The organism is Kitasatospora sp. NPDC097605 (assembly GCF_040302725.1).
Classification (GTDB): domain Bacteria; phylum Actinomycetota; class Actinomycetes; order Streptomycetales; family Streptomycetaceae; genus Kitasatospora.
In genome coordinates this window covers 104,548-124,109 of the sequence record NZ_JBEOSF010000006.1, presented here as the reverse complement: position 1 = coordinate 124,109, position 19,562 = coordinate 104,548, and the positions used below count along the sequence as shown (strand labels likewise).

Below are 19,562 nucleotides of genomic sequence, written 5' to 3'. Positions count from 1 at the left end.
GGGCAAGATCCAGGGCGTGGTCTCCCAGCAGCCCCGGCACTACCCGTCCACCAGCAACGGCTCCGCCAACGGCAGCCGGCGCGCGGTCGCCCCGGGCGCCGACACGCCGTCCACGGTGGCCCGGCCGGCGGTCGGCTGCGAGGACCTCGGCTTCCCCAGCTCGGCGACCACCGACTGGAAGTCCGCCGAGTCGGTGATCTGGAACCTCGGCGAGTACGCGGGCAGCCGCTCCGTCCACGCGGTGCGCGCCGACGGCTCCTGACCTGCGGCGGGGCCACGGCGGCCACCCGACCGGAACGGGCAGGAGATGTCGGGTCCGGGCGGGCGGCCGCCTCCTACGGTGAGGAGCACCAGAGGGAAGGACGGGGGCGGGAACCGATGCTGGACCGGTTGAACCAGGCCATGGAGTACATCGAGGAGCACCTCGACCAGGAGGTCGACGCCGCCGAGCTGGCGCGGATCGCGACCACCTCGGAGTACCACTTCCGGCGGCTGTTCTCGGCGCTCGCCGGGATGCCGCTGTCGGAGTACCTGCGCCGGCGCCGGCTCACCCTGGCCGGGGCGGAGGTGCTGGCCGGGGAGCGGACGCTGCTCGATGTCGCGGTCCGCCACGGCTACGGCTCCGGCGAGGCGTTCGCCCGGGCGTTCCGGGCGATGCACGGCGTCGGCCCCGGCGAGGCCCGGCGCACCGGTGCGGTGCTCGTCTCCCAGCCCCGGATGTCCTTCCGGCTCGTCATCGAAGGGAGCAGCAGCATGGAGTACCGCGTCGTCGAACGGCCGGCCTTCCGGGTCGTGGGCCGGCGGGCCCGGGTGCCCCTGGTCCACGAGGGGGTCAACCCGGCGATGGCCGAGTTCATCAGGGGCCTCGGCCGGGAGACGATCGAGCGGATCGCGGCCCTCTCGGAGCAGGAGCCGGCCGGGATCGTCGCGGTCACCGAGTTCTTCTCGGAGAGCCGGGAGGAGGGCGTTCCGCTGGACTACTACCACGCGGTGGTCACGGGGACGGACGCCGAGGTGCCGGAGGACCTGGACGTGCGCGAGGTCCCGGCCGGCACCTGGGCGGTGTTCGCCAACAGCGGGCCGTACCCGCGCGCGTTGCAGGAGATGTGGCGGGACGTCTTCACCCAGTGGTTCCCGTCCAACCCGTACGAGTTCCGGCTCGGTCCCGAGATCCTGCGGGTGGACGTCCGCCCCGGTGGCGAGGAGGCCGAGGCCGAACTCTGGATCCCGGTACTCCGGGTGGCCCAGTAGGAACCGCCTCCCGACGGGCCCCGCCCGCATGCTGGGGCGGGGGCCGTCGAGCGGAGAGTGGAGCGGGGATGGCCAAGGCGTTCGGGTTCGTCGACTACGGCGGGCCGGAGACTCAGGAGTTCCTGGACCGGCCGGTGCTGGAGCCCGGTCTGGGCCAGCTGGCGATCGCCGTCCGGGCGGCCGGGGTGAACCCGGTCGACTGGAAGGTCCGCCGGGGCTGGCTCGGCCAGGTGCGCGAGCTGCCCTCCGTGATGGGGTCCGAGGCGGCCGGCGTGGTCGAGCGGGTCGGCCCCGGCGTCACCGGGTTCACCCCGGGCGACGAGGTGTTCGGCATCGCGGCGGCCGGGGCGTTCGCCGAGCAGACCCTGCTGTCCGCCGCGTCGAGCGCGGTGAAGCCGGCGAAGGTCGGCTTCGACCAGGCGGCCACCCTGCCCGTGGCGGCCGCGACCGCCGACGACGCGGTCCGCGACGTCGGCGTCGGCGCCGGGCAGACCCTGCTGATCCTCGGCATCGCCGGCGGCGTCGGCAGCGCGGCCGCCCAGATCGCCCGCAGCCGGGGCATCCATGTGATCGGCACGGCGGGCGACGCCAACCAGAAGTACGTCGAGTCGCTGGGCGCGGTGCGCATCCGCTACGGCGAGGGTGTCGCCGACCGGATCCGGGCGGCCGCGCCGGACGGCGTCGACGGCCTGCTCGACCTGGTCGGCGGGGACGACGCCCGCGCCGCCGCGGTGACCCTGGAGGACCGCTCCCGGCTGGTGTCCACCGCCGACCCGACCACCGCCGAGGAACTGGGCGGGCGCTACCTCACCCGCTCCACCAGCCCCGGGACGCTCGCCGCGCTGGCCGAGCTGGTGGCCGCGGGCGAACTGGACCCGCACATCGTCAGCCGCTACCCGCTGTCCCGCGCCGCCGAGGCGATCGCGCTCGTCGAGTCGGGACACGCGCGCGGCAAGGTCGTCCTGGACATCGGCTGAAGGAGGAGAGCGCGATGAAGCAGCGGACGGTGACGACCGGCGGCCCGTGCTGGGTCGAGCACGGCAGCGCCGACCCGGCGGCCGCCCAGCGGTTCTACGGCGAGCTGTTCGGCTGGCAGCCGGAGCCCGACGAGCACCCCGGGGCCGCGGGCTACGCGTTCATGCGGCTGGACGGCAGGGCGGCCGCGTCCGTCACCCCGCTCTACGGCGAGGAGCAGCCCACCGCCTGGACGGTCTCCTTCCTGGTCGAGGACGCCGACGCCGTCGCCCGCCGGGTGACCGGGGCGGGCGGGAGCCTGGTCGTCGAGCCGACGGACGCGCTGGACTACGGCCGGTTCGCGATCGCGGCCGACCCGTCCGGCGCGGTGTTCGGGCTCTGGCAGGCGGGCCGGCTGCGCGGCGCCGAGGTGCTCAACGCGCCCGGCTCGCTCGGCTGGGTGGAACTGCTCACCCGGGACCCGGACGGCGCCCGCGCCTTCTACCCGGAGGTGTTCGGCTGGAAGGCCGGCCCCGCCGGGCCGTACACCCAGTGGGGCCTGGCCGACGGCGACTTCGGCGGCATGCTGACCATGGGCGAGCAGTTCCCGCCGCAGGTGCCGCCGCACTGGCTGCCGTACTTCTCGGTGGCCGACGTGGACGTCTCGGCGTTCCGGGCCGGAAACCTCGGCGCGACCGTGCTGATGGCGCCCGCCGACCTGCCGGGCGGCGGCCTGCGGATCGCGGTGCTGCGCGACCCGGTGGGCGCGGCGTTCGGCCTCTACTTCCGCTCGGAGACCAGGGGAGCGGGCTGACGCCGGCGGACGGCGAGCGCCGCGGCGCAGGCCGTCACCAGGACGGCGGTCAGCGGCACCACGTCCCCCACCCGCAGGTACCAGGTGGACGTCGTCGGCGCGGTCAGCGGCAGGTCCACCACCAGCGCGCCGGTGTCGTCGGTGCCCAGCCGGGCCAGCTCGCGCCCCTGCGCGTCGAAGGCGGCCGACACCCCGGTGAGCGAGGCCTGTACGGCGGGCCGCCCGGTCTCGGCGGCCCGGATCGCGGCCAGCGAGACGTGCTGCTCGGGCGCCCAGGTCCGCTGGAAGGTCGAGGTCGACGACTGGTAGACCAGCACCCGGGCGCCGTCGCGCGCCGCCGTCCGCGCCATGTCGGGGAACGCCGACTCGAAGCAGATCAGCGCCCCGACCGGCAGCGGACGCCCCGACCGGTCGACGGCCGGCAGCAGGTGCCGGCCGCTGCCCGGCGCCCGGTTCTCGCCCGCCGCCCGGCTGACCCCGGCGACCCAGCCGAGCACCGGCCGCAGCGGGATGTACTCGCCGAACGGCACCAGCCGGATCTTCCGGTACCGGTCGGCCACGCCGCCCGGCGTCACCAGCACCGCGTCCTTGGAGATCCGCCCGTCCGCCTTGCGCGCGTCCTCGCCCACCAGCAGCTCGGCCCCGGTCGCGGCGGACAGCGCGCGCAGCCGGTCGAGCGCCCCCGGATCGCGGTCGAGGTCGGCGGTGGTGCTGGACTCGCCCCAGACCACCAGGTCCACCGGCCGCTGCCCGACCAGCGCGGTGGTGGCGCGGGCACTGGCCTCGAACCGGGCCTGCGGCTCGTCCACGATCCCGGGCTGGACCAGCGCGATCCGCACCTCCCGCAGCCCGTCCGGGGCGGCGGCCGGCGGCGCCGGGCGCAGCGCGAACAGCAGCGGCCCGGCCGCCAGCGCCCCCGCCGCGAGCAGCGCGGCCGCCGCCCGCGGGCGCGGGTCGACGGCGGTCAGCACCACCAGCACGGCGGTGTTGACCGCCACCACGGCGGCGCTGACCAGCCAGATCCCGCCGGCCGAGGCCAGCGCCAGCACGGCCGGGTGCTGCCACTGGGTGGCGCCGAGCAGCGCCCACGGCCCGCCCAGCGCGGGCCAGGAGCGCGCGTACTCGGTGGTCAGCCAGACCGCCGCGACCACCGGCGGCGCGAGCAGCGCCCGGCGGACGGTCAGCGGCGGGCGCAGCAGCCGCCACACCGCGAAGCCCACCCCGGCCTGCAGCGACCCGAACACCACGGCGATCAGCGGCAGGGCCGGTCCGACGGAGGACAGCAGCCAGGACATCCCGGTCAGGATGAACCCGGCGCCGAACCACCAGCCGCGCACCGCCGCCTCGCGGGCCCCCGGAGCCCGCTGCATCAGCAGCAGGCCGGGGACCAGGGCGACCCAGGCGAGCGCCGCCACCCCGGGGGCGGGGAAGGCGAGCACCGGCAGGGCCCCGGCGGCGAGCGCCGCCAGCCGGGGCCGGTAGCGGGCGGCGGCCCCGCCGGGTCGGGCGGCGGCGACATCGGCCGCCGTCCGGGTGACGGGGTCGGACGGGCCGTCGGGGCCGGTGAGCAGGGGAGGGCGCGGCATGCCCCGTATTGTCCGCTCGGCGCGGCCCCGTCACCAGCCCCGCGATCACCCGAACGGCCCAGTGGCCGAAGGCGGGTCAGCCCTCGTCGCCCTCCAGGTCGCCCTCGGTCTCCAGGAACGCCGCCTGCAGCTGCTCGATCAGCTCCGGGTCCGGCTGCTCCCACAGCCCCCGGCTCGCCGCCTCCAGCAGCCGCTCGCTGATCCCGTGCAGCGCCCACGGGTTGGCGCCGGCCAGGAACTCCCGGTTGACCGGGTCCAGCACGTACTCCTGGGTGAGCTTCTCGTACATCCAGTCCGCGACCACACCGGTCGTGGCGTCGTACCCGAAGAGGTAGTCGACGGTCGCGGCCATCTCGAACGCGCCCTTGTAGCCGTGCCGGCGCATCGCCTCGATCCAGCGCGGGTTGACCACCCGGGCGCGGAAGACCCGGGCCGCCTCCTCGGTCAGGGTGCGGGTGCGGACCGTCTCCGGGCGGGTCGAGTCGCCGATGTAGGCGGTCGGCGCCTTGCCGGTGAGCGCGCGCACGGTGGCCACCATGCCGCCGTGGTACTGGAAGTAGTCGTCCGAGTCGGCGATGTCGTGCTCGCGGGTGTCGGTGTTCTTCGCGGCGACGGTGATCCGCTTGTACGCGGTCTCCATCTCCTCGCGGGCCGGGCGCCCGTCCAGCCCGCGGCCGTAGGCGTAGCCGCCCCAGACCGTGTACACCTCGGCGAGGTCGGCGTCGGTGCGCCAGTCGCGGCTGTCGATCAGCTGGAGCAGGCCCGCGCCGTAGGTGCCGGGGCGGGAGCCGAAGACGCGCACGGTGGCCTTGCGCTCGTCGCCGTGCTCGGCGAGGTCCGCCTGGACGTGGGCGCGCACGTGGTTCCGCTCCTCCGGCTCCTCCTGGGCGGCGGCCAGGCGCACCGCGTCGTCCAGCAGGGCGACGACGTGCGGAAAGGCGTCCCGGAAGAAGCCGGAGATGCGCAGCGTGACGTCGATGCGCGGGCGGTCCAGCTCGTCGAGCGGGATCGCCTCCAGGCCGGTGACCCGGCGCGAGGCGTCGTCCCAGACCGGGCGGACGCCGAGCAGCGCGAACGCCTCGGCGATGTCGTCGCCGGCGGTGCGCATCGCGCTGGTGCCCCAGAGCGACAGGCCCACCGACGGCGGGTAGGCACCGTCGTTGTCGGCCCGGTAGCGCTCGACCAGCGAGGCGGCGAGCGCCTGCCCGGTCTCCCAGGCGAGCTTGCTGGGCACCGCCTTGGGGTCGACGGAGTAGAAGTTGCGGCCGGTCGGCAGCACGTTGACCAGCCCGCGCAGCGGCGAGCCGGACGGGCCGGCCGGGACGAAGCCGCCGCGCAGCGCGTGCAGCACGGCGTCCAGCTCGTCGGTGGTGGCGGCCAGTCGCGGCACCACCTGGACGGCGGCGAAGTCCAGCACCTCGCGCACCGCCTCCGGCAGGCCGGCGGCGACCTTCTCGACGGCCTCCGGCGCCCAGTCGGCCGCCTCCATCGCCTCGACCAGCTCGCGGGCCTTGGCCTCGGCCGCGTCGGTGGCGCCGAGGGTGAGCGCGGCCTCGTCCAGGCCGAGCGCCTCGCGCAGGCCGGGCAGCGCGCTGACGCCGCCCCAGATCTGCCGGGCGCGCAGGATGGCGAGCACGATGTTGACCCGGTCGGTGCCGGCGGGCGCCTGGCCCAGGACGTGCAGGCCGTCGCGGATCTGGGCGTCCTTGACCTCGCAGAGCCAGCCGTCGACGTGCAGCAGGAAGTCGTCGAAGCCGTCGTCCTCGGGGCGCTCCTCCAGACCGAGGTCGTGGTCGAGCTTGGCGGCCTGGATCAGCGTCCAGATCTGGGCGCGGATCGCGGGCAGCTTGGCCGGGTCCATCGCGGCGATGTTGGAGTGCTCGTCGAGCAGCTGCTCCAGGCGGGCGATGTCGCCGTAGGAGTCGGCGCGGGCCATCGGCGGCACCAGGTGGTCGACCAGGGTGGCGTGGGCGCGGCGCTTGGCCTGGGTACCCTCGCCCGGGTCGTTGACCAGGAACGGGTAGACCAGCGGCAGGTCGCCGAGCACGGCGTCCGGGCCGCACTCGGCGGACAGCGCGGCGGTCTTGCCGGGCAGCCACTCCAGGTTGCCGTGCTTGCCGAGGTGGACCACGGCGTGCGCGCCGAAGCCGCCGTCGGCCTCGGCGGCGGCGATCCAGCGGTAGGCGGCCAGGTAGTGGTGGGACGGCGGGAGGTCCGGGTCGTGGTAGATCGCGACCGGGTTCTCGCCGAAGCCGCGCGGCGGCTGGATGAGCACCAGCAGGTTCCCGGAGCGGATCGCGGCGAGCACGATGTCGCCGTCGGGGTTCTGCGAGCGGTCGACGTACAGCTCGCCGGGGGCCGGGCCCCAGTGCTCCTCGACCCGGGCGCGCAGGCCCTCGGGCAGGGTGGCGTACCAGCGGCGGTAGTCGGCGGCCGGGATGCGCACGGGGTTGCGGGCCAGCTGGTCCTCGGTCAGCCAGTCCTGGTCGTAGCCGCCGGCGGCGATCAGGGCGTGGATCAGGGCGTCGCCCTCGTGGCCGTCATCGGTGTCGGTGTCCAGACCGGGCAGGCCCTCGCCCAGGTCCATGCCCTCCGCGCGCAGCGCGGTCAGCAGCCGGATCGCGCTGGCCGGGGTGTCCAGGCCGACGGCGTTGCCGACCCGGGCGTGCTTGGTCGGGTACGCGGACAGCACCAGGGCGAGCCGGCGCTCGGCGGCCGGGACGTGCCGCAGCCGGGCGTGCGCGACGGCGACGCCGGCCACCCGGGCGGCGCGCTCCCCGTCGGCGGCGTAGACGGTCAGGCCGTCCTCGTCCAGCTCCTTGAAGGAGAACGGGACGGTGATCAGCCGGCCGTCGAACTCGGGCACCGCGACCTGGGTGGCGGTGTCCAGCGGGGACAGGCCGTCGTCGCTGGCCTCCCACTGGGCGCGCGACCAGGTCAGGCAGAGCGCCTGGAGGATCGGGCGGTCCAGCGCGGCGAGCGCGCCGGCGTCCCAGGCCTCCTCGTCGCCGCCGGCCTGCGCGTCGGCCGGGCGGGTGCCGCCGGCGGCGAGCACCGTGGTGACGATCGCGTCGGCCTCGCCGAGGGCGGCCAGCAGCTCCGGCTCGGCGCCGCGCAGCGAGGCGCAGTAGTACGCCCGGGCCCGGGCGCCCTGGTCCTCGATCGCCCGGCAGAGGGTCTCCACGAACGCGGTGTTGCCGCTCATGTGCTGGGCGCGGTAGTAGAGCACCGCGACGGTCGGGCCCTCCTCCGTCCGGGCCGCGCGCTCCAGCGGGCCCCAGGCCGGGGCGGAGGCGGGCGGGGCGAAGCCGTGGCCGGTGAGCAGCACGGTGTCGGAGAGGAAGGCGCCGAGCTCGGCGAGGTTGGCCGCGCCGCCGTGCGCCAGGTAGGCGTGCGCCTCGGCGGCGATGCCGGCCGGGACGGTGGACAGCTCCATCAGCTGGGCGTCGGGGGCCTGCTCACCGGTCAGCACGACCACCGGGCGGGGGCCGGCGAGCAGCGCGTCCAGGCCCTCCTGCCAGGCGCGGCGGCCGCCGAGCAGGCGGACCACGACCAGCTCGGTGCCCTCCAGCAGGGCGGGCAGCTCCTCGGGCGTCAACCGGGCGGGGTTGCCCAGCCGGTAGCGGACCGGCCCCTCGGAGGCGCGGGCGCTCAGCAGGTCGGTGTCGGACGTCGACAGCAGCAGAATCATGCGAAGGCCCTCCCGGCCTTGTCGGTGGACGAGACCGCGAGAGCGGGCATGCGACGGCGCATGGCTTTCAAGCCTTCCTCGGGGTCCGCGCCCCGGGCCGGTGGAGGACGGCAGGAGTTCCTGGCTCCCGCGTTCCACCGGAAGGCCCGGTGAACCGCGGTCACAGTGGCGGGACCGCACCGGGTTCGCACCGGTTTCCTCCCCTGCGCCGTCGCTGGCGTCGGACGGTCCGCGGGGACCGTCCGCCAGCATCGTACGGGGTACGGCCGGGCCGGGGGAGTGCAGGTGACGGGGGCGCCGGGCGGGGCCGGGGATGTGAGCGACGGTACGGCGGCAACCCATCGGATCATCTGTATGCTCGCCGCCATGCCTCCCGAACCCGACGCCGCCGCGCCGGGCGCCGCCGTGCCCGACCGGGCGCGTCCGGACGCCTGCCCCGGGGCCCTTCGTCTGCACACCGCCGACGACGGCGCCCTGGCCCGGGTCCGGCTGCCCGGCGGACTGCTGACGGCCGCTCAGGCCCTCGCGCTGGCCGACGCGGCGGGCGAACTCGGCGACGGCCGACTGGAGATCACCTCGCGCGGCAACGTCCAGCTGCGCGGCCTGGCGCCGGACGGCGGCGGCGAACTCGGCGGGCGGCTGCGCGCCGCCGGCCTGCTGCCCTCCGACACCCACGAGCGGGTCCGCAACATCGTCGCCTCGCCCGTCCCCGCCACCGGCCGCGGCGTGGTGCGGGGCTGGGCGCGCTCGCTCGACCGGTCCCTGTGCGCCGCCCCTTGGGCGACCGGCCTGTCCGGCAAGTTCCTGTTCGCGCTGGACGACGGCGACGGCGACGTCGCCGCGCTGGACGCCGATGTGACATTGATCGCAGGCCCGGAGGGCACCGCCCTGCTGCGCCTCGGCCGGGCCGCCACCGTGCGGCCGGTGCCCGCCGACCAGGCGCCCTGCGCGGCCCTGGAGGCCGCCCGGGAGTTCCTGGAGGCGCAGCGCGCCGCCGGGGTGCGGGCCTGGCACCTGCGCGAGGTGCCCGACCTGCTGCCGCCCGGTCAGCTCCCGATGCCGGTGCTGTCCGGGACCCGCCCGCCGCTGGGCGCGCTGCCCGGTGGCGGACTGCACGTCGGCCCGCGCTTCGGTGTGGCCACGGCCGGGCAGTGGCGGACCCTGGCCGACGCCGCCGAGGGCGAGCTGCGGCTCACCCCGTGGCGCGCCGTGGTGCTGCCCGACGCGCCGGCCGGACGGCTGGCGGGGCTGGCGGCGGCCGGCTTCCGGACCGCCGCCGGGACGGCTTGGGACGGCGCGAGCGCCTGTACCGGGCTGCCGGGCTGCGCGAAGTCGCCGGCCGACGTCCGGGCCGACGCGGCCCGGGCGCTGGACGGCGTCCCGGCGGGCCCCGGCGGCCTGCCGGTGCACTGGTCGGGCTGCGAGCGCCGCTGCGGCCACCCCGCCGGACGGCGGGTGGACGTGCTGGCGACCGGGCAGGGGTACCGGGTGGCGGTCGAAGGCGGGCCGCCGGGGCGGGAGACCGCCGTGGAAGTGACGAACGAGGAGATGGCCGCGGCGGTCGCCGCGGCCCGGAGGACCACCACGTGATCGAGTACGAGAAGGACGGCGCGTCCATCTACCGCCAGTCCTTTGCCACCATCCGGGCCGAGGCCGACCTCGCCGCGCTGCCGGCGGACGTCTCCCAGGTCGCGGTGCGGATGATCCACGCCTGCGGCATGGTCGACCTGGTCGAGGACCTGGTGTACTCGCCCGGCGTGGTCGCCTCCGCGCGCGCCGCCCTGCGCGCCGGCGCGCCGATCCTGTGCGACGTCAACATGGTCGCCAGCGGCGTCACCCGCAAGCGGCTGCCCGCGGACAACGAGGTGATCTGCACGCTCACCGACCCGGCGGTGCCGGAGCTGGCCCGGGCGATGGGCAACACCCGCAGCGCCGCCGCGATGGAGCTGTGGCTGCCCCGCCTGGAGGGCGCCGTGGTCGCCGTCGGCAACGCGCCGACCTCGCTCTTCCGGCTGCTGGAGCTGATCGAGGCCGGCGCCCCGCGCCCGGCCGCGGTGATCGGCGTGCCGGTCGGCTTCATCGGCGCGGCCGAGTCCAAGGAGGCGCTGGCCGGGCACCCGGCCGGCCTGGAGCACCTGGTGGTCCGCGGCCGCCGCGGCGGCAGCGCGATCGCCGCCGCCGCGATCAACGCGATTGCGAGCGAGGAAGAGTGACGGAGCGTCAGAACACCACCACGGGCCGGCTCTACGGGGTGGGCCTCGGTCCCGGCGACCCCTCGCTGGTGACCGTCCGCGCCGCCGAACTCATCGGCAAGGCCGACGTGGTGGCCTATCACAGCGCCCGGCACGGCCGCTCGATCGCCCGGTCCATCGCCGAGCGCTACCTGACCGGCGGTCAGATCGAGGAGAAGCTGGTCTACCCGGTCACCGTCGAGACGACCGACCACCCCGGCGGCTACCGGGGCGCGCTGGACGACTTCTACGAGGAGGCCGCCGCCCGGCTGGCCGCCCATCTGGACGCCGGACGCGATGTCGTGGTGCTCGCCGAGGGGGACCCGTTCTTCTACGGCTCCTACCAGCACATGCACAAGCGCCTGGCGCACCGCTACCCGACCGAGGTGGTGCCCGGCGTGACCTCGGTCAGCGCCGCCGCCGCCCGGCTCGGCCAGCCGCTCACCGAGGCCGAGGAGACGCTCACCGTCATCCCCGGCACGCTGCCGGAGGAGGAGCTGACCGCGCGGCTGGCCGCCGCGGACTCCGCCGTCGTCATGAAGCTCGGGCGCACCTTCCCGACCGTGCGCCGCGCCCTGGAGCGGGCCGGCCGGCTGGCCGACGCCCAGTACGTCGAGCGGGCGTTCATGGAGGGCGAGCGGACGGCGCCGCTGGCCTCGGTCGACCCCGAGGGCGTCCCGTACTTCTCGGTGGCCGTGCTGCCCAGCAAGGTCGCCCCGCTGGAGCCGGCGGCGCCCGACCTGAGCGGGCCGGGCGGCGTCACCGTCGTCGGCACCGGCCCGGCCGGGCCGCTCTGGCTCACCCCGGAGGCGCGCGGCGCCCTGGCCGCCGCCACCGACCTGGTCGGCTACACCACCTACCTGGACCGGGTGCCGGTGCGGCCCGGCCAGACCCGGCACGGCTCCGACAACAAGGTGGAGTCCGAGCGCGCCGAGTTCGCCCTCGACCTGGCCCGCCGCGGCCACCGGGTGGTGGTGGTCTCCTCCGGCGACCCGGGCGTCTTCGCGATGGCCACCGCCGTCCTGGAGGTCGCCTGCGAGGAGGCCTACCGGGAGGTCCCGGTGCGGATCGTCCCCGGCATGACCGCCGCCCACGCGGCCGCGTCCCGGGCCGGCGCCCCGCTCGGCCACGACTACGCGGTGGTCTCGCTCTCCGACCGCCTCAAGCCCTGGGACGTCGTCGCCGCGCGCCTGCGCGCCGCGGCCGGGGCGGACCTCGTGCTCGCCCTCTACAACCCCGGCTCGAAGTCCCGTACCACCCAGGTCGGCCGCGCCCGCGACCTCCTCCTGGAGTACCGGGCCCCGGAGACCCCGGTGGTGATGGCCCGCGACGTCGGCGGCCCCACCGAGCGCGTCCGCACCGTCCGCCTCGCCGACCTCGACCCCGCCGAGGTCGACATGCGCACCATCCTCCTGATCGGCTCCTCCCAGACGCAGCACGTCCCGCGCCCCCCGCACCCGGACGTCACCTGGACCCCCCGCCGCTACCCCGAGGCCTGACGGCCTTCCGCGCGGAAGGCCGTCACGCCTTCCGCGCGGAGTCTTCGTCAGTCGCGGCAGATCCCGGAACGGTGGCCGACCCGCACGACCAGGACCAGCAGCCGACCACCGTCGACGGTGTAGTTCACCCGGTGGTCCCCCACCCGCAGCCGCCGGTGTTCGGGTGATCCGACAAGCGCGGTGGTGTTGAAGCCGTACGGGTCCTGCTCCAGCTCGGCGAGCTTTCGCAGGACCGGAACGGCGGTGACGCGGGGCAGCTTGCGGAGTTCGCCGCGCGCGGACTCGGTGAAGAAGGTGCGGTACGTCACTCGGGCCTGGCCAGCGTCTCGGCCATGACCTCTTCGAGGGAGTACGTGGGTTCGTCGCGGCGTTCCTCGACGAGGCGTACCAGCTCCTGCTCCTCCCAGCGTCGGTACTCGCGCAGGAGCTCTATCGGGACGACCGCGGCAACCTCACGGCCCCGTCGGGTGATCACGGTCGGCTCGTCCCGTTCGGCGCGGTCGACCACGTCGGCGAGATGCTCACGGGCCTCACGAATCGATACGGTCTGGGCAGGCTGCTCGCTCATGCATCGAGTGTACGAAGCGTGCCAGGTGCACAATCGCCTTGGCCCTGCGGTCCCGGAACGGGGCGGAGGCCGGGGTTCAGGTCTTGATCGGCCACGGAAGCAAGGAGCGGTACGGCATGGGTGAGGTCGGTGGGCGGGCCGGGCAGCTGAAGAGCAGTGGGCTGCGGCACGGCTGGACGACCGGGGCGTGTGCCACGGCGGCGACCAAGGCGGCGTACCGGGCGCTGCTGACGGGGGAGTTCCCGGATCCGGTGGAGATCGTGCTGCCGAAGGGGCAGCGGCCGGCGTTCGCGCTCGCGGTGGAGGGGATCACCGAGGGGCGGGCGGGGCGGCGGGCGATGGCCGGGGTGGTGAAGGACGCCGGGGACGACCCCGATGTGACGCACGGCGCGCTGGTGCGCTCCACCGTGTGGGCCGGGGAGCCGGGGGCGGGCGTGGTGTTCCGGGCCGGACCGGGGGTGGGCACCGTGACCAAGGCCGGGCTGCCGGTGCCGGTCGGCGAGCCGGCCGTCAACCCGGTGCCCCGGCAGCTGATCCGGGACGTGGTCGCCGAGGTGGCGGCCGAGTGCGGCGGCAGCGGCGACGTGGTGGTGGAGCTCTCCGTCGACCACGGCGAGGAGATCGCCCGCTCCACCTGGAACCCCCGGCTCGGCATCCTCGGCGGGCTCTCCATCCTCGGCACCACCGGGATCGTCGTCCCCTACTCCTGCTCCGCCTGGATCGACTCGATCCGGCGCGGGGTGGACGTGGCGCGGGCCGCCGGCCGCACCCATGTGGCCGGCTGCACCGGTTCGACGTCGGAGAAGGTGGCCGTCGCCGTGCACGGCCTGCCCGAGGACGCGCTGCTGGACATGGGCGACTTCGCGGGCGCGGTGCTCAAGTACCTCAAGCGCCACCCGGTGCCGCGGCTGACCATCGCCGGCGGCTTCGCCAAGCTCTCCAAGCTCGCCGCCGGCCACCTCGACCTGCACTCGGCCCGCTCCCAGGTGGACAAGGGCTACCTGGCCGGCCTGGCCCGCGCGGGCGGCGCGGACGAGCGGCTGACGGCGGCGGTCGCGGCGGCCAACACCGCGCTGGAGGCGATCCAGCTCTGCCGGGCGGCCGGGGTGCCGCTGGGCGACCTGGTGGCCGAGGCGGCCCGGGCCACCGCGCTCGGCGTGCTGGTCGGCTCGCCGGTCGCGGTGGACGTCATCTGCATCGACCGGGCCGGCACGATCGTCGGCCGGGCGGAGCCGCTGGGGCCCTGAGCTGCCCGCGTTTCGTCGCGGGCGTGTCCCGGGAACTTCGCCGTGATGTGAAGATCTGACGCACATACGGGGTGAGAAACGGACAAAAGTCGCGCCACGCCCGGGGTCGGTTCTGGCGCTATCTCAGCCATGAGATATGGTCTGGCGAGTGACAGGCGACTACCTCACCCGTATCGGCACCCTCATCCGTACCGCGCGTCAGCACCGCGGCTGGTCCCAGGCCCAGCTCGGCGAGGCCCTCGGCACCAGCCAGAGCGCGGTCAACCGCATCGAACAGGGCAAGCAGAATGTCAGCCTTGAGATGATCGCCCGTATCGGCGAAGCGCTCGACAGCGAGATCGTCTCCCTCGGCTACGCGGGCCCGATGCACCTGAGGGTCGCCGGCGGTACCACCCTCTCCGGCGCGATCGACGTCCGCAGCAGCAAGAACGCCTGCGTGGCCATCCTCTGCGCCTCGCTGCTGACCACCGGCCGCACCACCCTGCGCAGCGTGGCCCGGATCGAGGAGGTCTACCGCATCCTCGAAGTGCTCACCAGCATCGGCGTCAAGAGCCGCTGGACCAACGACGGCCGCGACCTCGAACTCACCCCGCCCGCCGAGCTCGACCTCGCCGGCATGGACGTCGAGGCCGCCCGCCGCACCCGCAGCGTGCTGATGTTCCTCGGCCCGCTGATGCACCGCGCCGACACCTTCGCCATCCCCTACGCCGGCGGCTGCGACCTCGGCACCCGCACCGTCCAGCCGCACCTCACCGCGCTGCGCCGGTTCGGCCTGGAGGTCGCCACCACCGGCGGCGCCTACCACGCCTCCGTCCAGCCCGGCGCCCCGCTGGACCGCCCGATCGTGCTGACCGAGCGCGGGGACACCGTCACCGAGAACGCCCTGCTCGCCGCCGCCCGCCACGACGGCGTCAGCGTCATCCGCAACGCCTCGCCCAACTACATGGTCCAGGACCTCTGCTTCTTCCTGGAGAAGCTGGGCGTGCGGATCGAGGGCATCGGCACCACCACCCTCACCGTGCACGGCGTCCCCGAGATCACCTGCGACGTCGACTACACCCCGGCCGAGGACCCGGTCGAGGCGATGAGCCTGCTCGCCGCCGCCGTGGTCACCTCCTCCGAGCTGACCGTCCGCCGGGTGCCGATCGAGTTCCTGGAGATCGAGCTCGCCGTGCTGGAGGGCATGGGCCTCGACTACGACCGCACCCCCGAGTACCCGGCCCACAACGGCCGCACCCGGCTGGTCGACCTCACCGTGCGCCCCTCCAAGCTCACCGCGCCGATCGACACCATCCACCCGATGCCCTTCCCCGGCATCAACATCGACAACGTGCCGTTCTTCGCCGCCATCGCCGCGGCCGCCCACGGCACCACGATGATCCACGACTGGGTCTACGACAACCGCGCCATCTACCTCACCGAACTCACCCGGCTCGGCGCGGACATCAAGCTGCTCGACCCGCACCGCGTCCTGGTCCAGGGCCCGACCCGCTGGCGCGCCGCCGAGATGGTCTGCCCGCCCGCGCTGCGCCCCGCCGTGGTCATCCTCCTCGCGATGCTGGCCGCCAAGGGCACCTCGGTGCTGCGCAACGTCTACGTCATCAACCGCGGCTACGAGGACCTCGCCGAGCGCCTGAACTCCATCGGCGCCCAGATCGAGACCTTCCGCGACATCTGATCCGCACCCGGCTCTTCGAGGCCGTGGCCGCCCGCGGGAGGCCACGGCCTCAGCCGTCGGTGCCGGTGTCCAGCCCGGCCAGCAGGTACGCGGTGTCCAGGCCGGTGGTCAGGTAGTCGACGAAAGCCACGTTGGCGAGCGCCCGGGGGGAGCGGTGCTCCCGGACCAGCGCGATGGCGCGGCCGGCCTCGTGGCCCAGCTCGACGAGGGCCTGGGCGGCCACCAGGCCCGAGCGGTTGTAGCCCGAGTGGCAGCGGACCAGGGTGCGGCGGCCCTGGCGGACGGCGTGCGCGGTGAGCGTCGCGGCCTCCTGGACGGCGCGCAGCTGGGGGGCGGTGAGGTAGTCGTCGGGCACCTCGCGGACGATGTGCTCCACCCCCGGCGCCGGGCCGTGGCCGGGCAGCGTGAAGAGGCTCACGACCAGGTCGAACTCGTCGTCCACGACGGCGGGTTCGCGCTCTCCGCCGGGAGGCGTGAAGTAGTGGCCGCCCACCCAGAGGTGCGGGACGATCCTGTTCCAGGGCTCCCGCGGGCCGGGGGCGTCGCGGTCCTTCTGCCGGGAGGTCATTCGCCGGTGCGGCCGTCGAGGTGTTCGCGCAGCAGGTCGGCGTGGCCGTTGTGCCGGGCGTACTCCTCGATCATGTGGGTGAGGATCCAGCGCAGCGACCAGCTCTGCTCGCCGGAGGGGCCGCGGTGGTGGCCGAGGATGTCCAGCGACGGGGCGGCGGCGACGAGTTCGCGGGCGTGGGCGCACTCGCGGCGCCAGACGGCGAAGCCCTCGTCGGGGTCGGCGTCCTCGACGTCGAACTCGGCGAAGCCGCCGTCCGGGCGCTTCCAGAAGCCGGGGCGGGCCTCGTCGGCCAGGACGTTGCGGAACCAGCCGCGCTCGACCTCGGCGAGGTGGCGGGCCAGGCCGAGCAGCGAGAGCGGGGAGGGGAGCAGCGGGCGGGCGCGCAGCTGCTCGGTGGTCAGTCCGGCGCACTTCATCGCGAAGGTGTCGCGCTGGAAGTCCAGGAAGGCGGTCAGGGTGGCGCGCTCGTCACCGGCGGGCGGGGTCTCGGTGCGGGCGGCGTCGGCGAGGTCGTAGGCGTCGGTCATCGGGCCATCGTGACAGGGACGGGGCCCGCCCGGCACCGGAATTACCGGACGGCCAGCCAGGCGAGGGCGGCCTCGACGCTCTCCGCGACCGGGACGCCGGCCGGTGCCGGCGGGCGGTCCACGACGACCACGGGCAGGCCGAGTTCGCGCGCCGCGGTGAGCTTGGGCGCGGTGGCCGCGCCGCCGCTGTCCTTGGTGACCAGGACGTCGATCCGGTGCTCGCGCAGCACCGCCCGCTCGCCGTCCAGGGTGAACGGGCCGCGGTCGAGCAGCACGTCCAGCGAGGCGGGCAGCGGCGGCCCGGGCGGATCGACGGAGCGGGCGACGATGTGCAGGCCGTCCAGGTGGGCGAAGGCGGCGATGCCCTGGCGGCCGCTGGTGAGCAGCACCCGCCGGCCGAGGGACGGCAGCAGGTCCGCCGCGGCCGGCAGCGAGGGGACGCGGTGCCAGCGGTCGCCCGGCACCGGCTCCCAGCCGGGGCGGCGCAGGGCGAGCAGCGGCACACCGGTGGCCGCGGCGGCCTCGGCGGCGTTGCGGGACATCGCGGCGGCGAACGGGTGGGTGGCGTCCACCAGGGCGCTCACCCCTTCGGCGCGCAGCCAGGCGGCGAGGCCGTCGGGGCCGCCGAAGCCGCCGATCCGCACCTCGCCGGCGGGCAGCCGGGGTTCGGCGACCCGCCCGGCCAGCGAGCTGGTGACCCGCAGCGAGGCGTCCCCGGCGAGCGCGGCGGCCAGGGCGCGCGCCTCGGTGGTGCCGCCGAGCAGCAGGACGTGCGCCATCACGCGCCGCAGGGCTCGTGCGGGCGCTCGCGGTCCGCGGAGTAGAGGTGGCTGTCGCGGAACTGCTCGGCTCCCAGCGTCCGGCCGACGATGATCACCGCCGTGCGGACCACGCCCGCCGCCTTCACCTGCCCGGCGATGTCGCCGACGGTGCCGCGCAGCACCAGCTCGTCCGGCCGGCTGGCCATCGCGACCACGGCGGCCGGGCAGTCGGCGCCGTAGTGCGGCAGCAGCTGCTCGACCACGTCGTCCACGTACCCGGCGGCCAGGTGCAGCACCAGCAGGGCGCCGCTGCGGCCGAGGGTGGCGAGGTCCTCGCCCTCCGGCATCGGGGTGGCGCGCTTGGCGATCCGGGTGAGGATGACGGTCTGGCCGACGGTCGGCACGGTCAGTTCGCGCTTGAGCGCGGCCGCGGCGGCGGCGAAGGCCGGCACGCCGGGCACCACCTCGTACGGCACCCCGGCCGCGTCGAGGCGGCGCATCTGCTCGGCGACGGCGCTGAACACCGACGGGTCGCCGGAGTGCAGCCGGGCGACGTCCTGTCCGGCGGCGTGCGCGCGGACGTACTCCGCGGTGATCTCGTCGAGCGTGAGGTTGGCGGTGTCGACCAGCCGGGCGCCGGGCGGGCACTCGGCCAGCAGCTCGCGCGGCACCAGGCTGCCGGCGTACAGGCAGACCTCGGCGCGGGCGAGGATCCGCTGGCCGCGCAGGGTGATGAGGTCGGCGGCGCCGGGGCCGGCCCCGATGAAGTGGACGGTCACGAGGCGTTCTCCTGAGGGGTGGGGGGCGCGGTGGCGGGCTTGACGGCGGACCACTGGGTGACCGGCATCGCCTGGCGCCAGCCGGTGAAGCCGCCGACCGGGGCGGCGTGCGCCACGGCGAGCCGCAGCAGCTCGCCGCCGTGCCGCCGGTACCAGGTGGTGAGCAGCGCCTCCGACTCCAGGGTCACCGTGTTGGCGACCAGCCGGCCGCCGGGGGCGAGCGCGCTCCAGCAGGCGTCCAGCAGGCCGGGCGCGGTGAGCCCGCCGCCGACGAACACCGCGTCCGGGGCGGGCAGTCCGTCGAGCGCGTCCGGCGCGGCGCCGGTGACCACCCGCAGCCGGGGCACGCCGAGCGCGGCGGCGTTGCGGGCGATCCGCCCGGCCCGCACCGGGTCGCGCTCCACGGCGACGGCCCGGTTGTCGCGGTGGGCGCGCAGCCACTCGATCGCGATCGAGCCGGAGCCGCCGCCGACGTCCCAGAGCAGTTCGCCGGGCACCGGCGCCAGGGTGGCCAGGGTGGCGGCGCGCACATGCCGCTTGGTCAGCTGGCCGTCGCTCTCGTAGGCGCCGTCGGGCAGGCCGGGGACGACGGGGACCCGGGGGCCGTCGGCCGGGAGTTCGACGGCGATGACGTTGAGCGGGTCGCCGGGCGGGTGCGGCCAGCCGTCGGCGGGGCCGTCCAGCCGCCGCTCGGCGGGGCCGCCGAGCTGTTCGAGGACGCGCAGCCGGGCGGCGCCGTGGCCGGCCCCGGTGAGCAGTGCGGCGACGGCGGCCGGGGTGTCGGCGCCGGCGCTGAGCACCAGCAGCCGGCGCCCGGGGTTGAGGGCGAGCCGCAGGGTGTCGAGCGGGCGGCCGACCAGGCTGACCACCTCGGTGGACTCCAGCGGCCAGCCCAGCCGGGCGCAGGCGTGGGCGACGGAGGAGGGGTGCGGCAGCACGCGCAGCCGCTCGGGTCCGGCGGTCTCGGCGAGGGTGCGGCCGATGCCGTAGAACATCGGGTCGCCGCTGGCCAGCACCGCGAGCGGGCGGTCGGCGTACCGGTCGAGCAGGCCGGCCACGGCCGGGCGCAGCGGGGACGGCCAGGGCACCCGTTCGGCGGCGACCTCGCCGGCGGGCAGCAGGCCGAGCTGGCGGGGTCCGCCGATCACGGCCCCGGCCGCCCGCAGCGCGGCGCGGGCGGTGCCGCCGAGGCCGGGCCAGCCGTCGGCCCCGATCCCGACGACGGTGATCGGGGGTGGCTGCTGGGGCACCGGTGGGCTCCTGGGGCGGGTCGTCGACGAGGGCGTGGGCAGCCTACCTGGCGGTGCCGGGCGGGCCGTGAGCCAGGGTGCGGGCCCGGTCGCACGGGGTTAGCGTCGTGCCGGGAACACCTCCGGGGGGACCTCAGCACGCAACGGAGGACAGC

At 75.8% G+C, this 19,562-nt stretch carries 18 protein-coding genes and 1 riboswitch; of the genes, 9 read left to right on the top strand and 9 right to left on the bottom strand.

What is annotated here, in order from left to right:
- The first annotated feature begins 16 nt into the window (after positions 1-16).
- The 4 genes from ABTX81_RS09410 to ABTX81_RS09395 all read left to right on the top strand — a co-directional run bounded on the left by ABTX81_RS09410 (position 17) and on the right by ABTX81_RS09395 (position 3,019).
- Entirely contained in the window at positions 17-262 is a 246-nt protein-coding gene (locus ABTX81_RS09410) for a hypothetical protein (protein ID WP_350542632.1), read from the top strand.
- 116 nt (positions 263-378) lie between these two features.
- Positions 379-1,251 (top strand): AraC family transcriptional regulator, encoded by an 873-nt coding sequence (locus ABTX81_RS09405; protein WP_350542631.1) that lies wholly within the window; start codon positions 379-381, stop codon positions 1,249-1,251.
- A 68-nt stretch (positions 1,252-1,319) separates the two neighbouring features.
- Positions 1,320-2,228 (top strand): NADP-dependent oxidoreductase, encoded by a 909-nt coding sequence (locus ABTX81_RS09400; RefSeq protein WP_350542630.1) that lies wholly within the window; start codon positions 1,320-1,322, stop codon positions 2,226-2,228.
- 14 nt (positions 2,229-2,242) lie between these two features.
- Complete coding sequence (locus ABTX81_RS09395; RefSeq protein WP_350542629.1) at positions 2,243-3,019, top strand: VOC family protein; 777 nt, start codon at positions 2,243-2,245, stop codon at positions 3,017-3,019.
- Here the strand turns inward: ABTX81_RS09395 and lnt are convergent.
- Together lnt and cobN are read right to left on the bottom strand one after the other, a co-directional pair.
- Positions 2,986-4,605 carry an apolipoprotein N-acyltransferase gene (gene lnt, locus ABTX81_RS09390; RefSeq protein WP_350542628.1) on the bottom strand — a complete coding sequence of 540 codons (1,620 nt, stop codon included), beginning with the start codon at positions 4,603-4,605 and terminating at the stop codon, positions 2,986-2,988. The two genes, ABTX81_RS09395 and lnt, sit on opposite strands and share 34 nt — an antisense overlap.
- Positions 4,606-4,681: 76 nt before the next feature.
- Positions 4,682-8,296 carry a cobaltochelatase subunit CobN gene (gene cobN, locus ABTX81_RS09385; protein WP_350542627.1) on the bottom strand — a complete coding sequence of 1,205 codons (3,615 nt, stop codon included), beginning with the start codon at positions 8,294-8,296 and terminating at the stop codon, positions 4,682-4,684.
- A 92-nt stretch (positions 8,297-8,388) separates the two neighbouring features.
- Positions 8,389-8,554, bottom strand: a riboswitch (cobalamin riboswitch).
- 108 nt (positions 8,555-8,662) lie between these two features.
- Here cobN and ABTX81_RS09380 point away from each other — a divergent pair.
- The 3 genes from ABTX81_RS09380 to ABTX81_RS09370 are packed head-to-tail and all read left to right on the top strand — an operon-like array spanning position 8,663 to position 12,026.
- Entirely contained in the window at positions 8,663-9,886 is a 1,224-nt protein-coding gene (locus ABTX81_RS09380) for a ferredoxin-like domain-containing protein (RefSeq protein ID WP_350542626.1), read from the top strand.
- Complete coding sequence (locus ABTX81_RS09375; RefSeq protein WP_350542625.1) at positions 9,883-10,509, top strand: precorrin-8X methylmutase; 627 nt, start codon at positions 9,883-9,885, stop codon at positions 10,507-10,509. Before ABTX81_RS09380 ends, ABTX81_RS09375 begins: the two co-directional genes overlap by 4 nt.
- Positions 10,506-12,026, top strand: a complete 1,521-nt coding sequence (locus ABTX81_RS09370; RefSeq protein WP_350542624.1) for a precorrin-2 C(20)-methyltransferase — start codon at positions 10,506-10,508, stop codon at positions 12,024-12,026. The genes ABTX81_RS09375 and ABTX81_RS09370 overlap by 4 nt, the downstream gene beginning before the upstream one ends.
- A 47-nt stretch (positions 12,027-12,073) precedes the next feature.
- On the opposite strand, the gene ABTX81_RS09365 is transcribed toward ABTX81_RS09370, so the two are convergent.
- A complete protein-coding gene (locus ABTX81_RS09365) occupies positions 12,074-12,334 on the bottom strand; it encodes a type II toxin-antitoxin system RelE family toxin (protein WP_350542623.1) in 261 nt (86 codons plus the stop codon).
- Positions 12,331-12,594, bottom strand: coding sequence for a type II toxin-antitoxin system Phd/YefM family antitoxin (locus ABTX81_RS09360; RefSeq protein WP_350542622.1), 264 nt, complete (start codon positions 12,592-12,594; stop codon positions 12,331-12,333). The genes ABTX81_RS09365 and ABTX81_RS09360 overlap by 4 nt, the downstream gene beginning before the upstream one ends.
- A 116-nt stretch (positions 12,595-12,710) precedes the next feature.
- Here ABTX81_RS09360 and ABTX81_RS09355 point away from each other — a divergent pair, with 116 nt between their 5' ends.
- Together ABTX81_RS09355 and ABTX81_RS09350 are read left to right on the top strand one after the other, a co-directional pair.
- On the top strand, positions 12,711-13,841 hold the full coding sequence (locus tag ABTX81_RS09355; RefSeq protein ID WP_350542621.1) for a cobalt-precorrin-5B (C(1))-methyltransferase: 1,131 nt from the start codon (positions 12,711-12,713) through the stop codon (positions 13,839-13,841).
- Positions 13,842-13,989: 148 nt separating this feature from the next.
- Positions 13,990-15,519 carry a UDP-N-acetylglucosamine 1-carboxyvinyltransferase gene (locus ABTX81_RS09350; RefSeq protein ID WP_350542620.1) on the top strand — a complete coding sequence of 510 codons (1,530 nt, stop codon included), beginning with the start codon at positions 13,990-13,992 and terminating at the stop codon, positions 15,517-15,519.
- A gap of 49 nt (positions 15,520-15,568) precedes the next feature.
- Here ABTX81_RS09350 and ABTX81_RS09345 read toward each other — a convergent pair whose 3' ends face one another.
- From ABTX81_RS09345 to cbiE, 5 genes are read right to left on the bottom strand one after another with little or no spacing between them, the layout of a single operon-like run.
- A complete protein-coding gene (locus ABTX81_RS09345) occupies positions 15,569-16,087 on the bottom strand; it encodes a protein-tyrosine phosphatase family protein (protein WP_350542619.1) in 519 nt (172 codons plus the stop codon).
- Positions 16,084-16,617, bottom strand: a complete 534-nt coding sequence (locus ABTX81_RS09340) for a DinB family protein (RefSeq protein ID WP_350542618.1) — start codon at positions 16,615-16,617, stop codon at positions 16,084-16,086. Before ABTX81_RS09340 ends, ABTX81_RS09345 begins: the two co-directional genes overlap by 4 nt.
- Before the next feature lie 41 nt (positions 16,618-16,658).
- Positions 16,659-17,396, bottom strand: coding sequence for a cobalt-precorrin-6A reductase (locus ABTX81_RS09335; RefSeq protein WP_350542816.1), 738 nt, complete (start codon positions 17,394-17,396; stop codon positions 16,659-16,661).
- Entirely contained in the window at positions 17,396-18,157 is a 762-nt protein-coding gene (gene cobM / locus ABTX81_RS09330; RefSeq protein ID WP_350542617.1) for a precorrin-4 C(11)-methyltransferase, read from the bottom strand. Before cobM ends, ABTX81_RS09335 begins: the two co-directional genes overlap by 1 nt.
- Entirely contained in the window at positions 18,154-19,407 is a 1,254-nt protein-coding gene (cbiE, locus tag ABTX81_RS09325) for a precorrin-6y C5,15-methyltransferase (decarboxylating) subunit CbiE (RefSeq protein ID WP_350542616.1), read from the bottom strand. Before cbiE ends, cobM begins: the two co-directional genes overlap by 4 nt.
- Positions 19,408-19,562: the final 155 nt, after the last annotated feature.

Bases quoted from the DNA above. Each gene is read 5' to 3' on its own strand.
- ABTX81_RS09345 (WP_350542619.1), bottom strand. From the start codon at position 16,087: ATGACCTCCCGGCAGAAGGACCGCGACGCCCCCGGCCCGCGGGAGCCC.
- ABTX81_RS09405 (WP_350542631.1), top strand. From the start codon at position 379: ATGCTGGACCGGTTGAACCAGGCCATGGAGTACATCGAGGAGCACCTC.
- ABTX81_RS09380 (WP_350542626.1), top strand. From the start codon at position 8,663: ATGCCTCCCGAACCCGACGCCGCCGCGCCGGGCGCCGCCGTGCCCGAC.
- ABTX81_RS09340 (WP_350542618.1), bottom strand. From the start codon at position 16,617: ATGACCGACGCCTACGACCTCGCCGACGCCGCCCGCACCGAGACCCCG.
- lnt (WP_350542628.1), bottom strand. From the start codon at position 4,605: ATGCCGCGCCCTCCCCTGCTCACCGGCCCCGACGGCCCGTCCGACCCC.
- ABTX81_RS09335 (WP_350542816.1), bottom strand. From the start codon at position 17,396: ATGGCGCACGTCCTGCTGCTCGGCGGCACCACCGAGGCGCGCGCCCTG.
- cobN (WP_350542627.1), bottom strand. From the start codon at position 8,296: ATGATTCTGCTGCTGTCGACGTCCGACACCGACCTGCTGAGCGCCCGC.
- ABTX81_RS09360 (WP_350542622.1), bottom strand. From the start codon at position 12,594: ATGAGCGAGCAGCCTGCCCAGACCGTATCGATTCGTGAGGCCCGTGAG.
- ABTX81_RS09395 (WP_350542629.1), top strand. From the start codon at position 2,243: ATGAAGCAGCGGACGGTGACGACCGGCGGCCCGTGCTGGGTCGAGCAC.
- ABTX81_RS09355 (WP_350542621.1), top strand. From the start codon at position 12,711: ATGGGTGAGGTCGGTGGGCGGGCCGGGCAGCTGAAGAGCAGTGGGCTG.
- ABTX81_RS09400 (WP_350542630.1), top strand. From the start codon at position 1,320: ATGGCCAAGGCGTTCGGGTTCGTCGACTACGGCGGGCCGGAGACTCAG.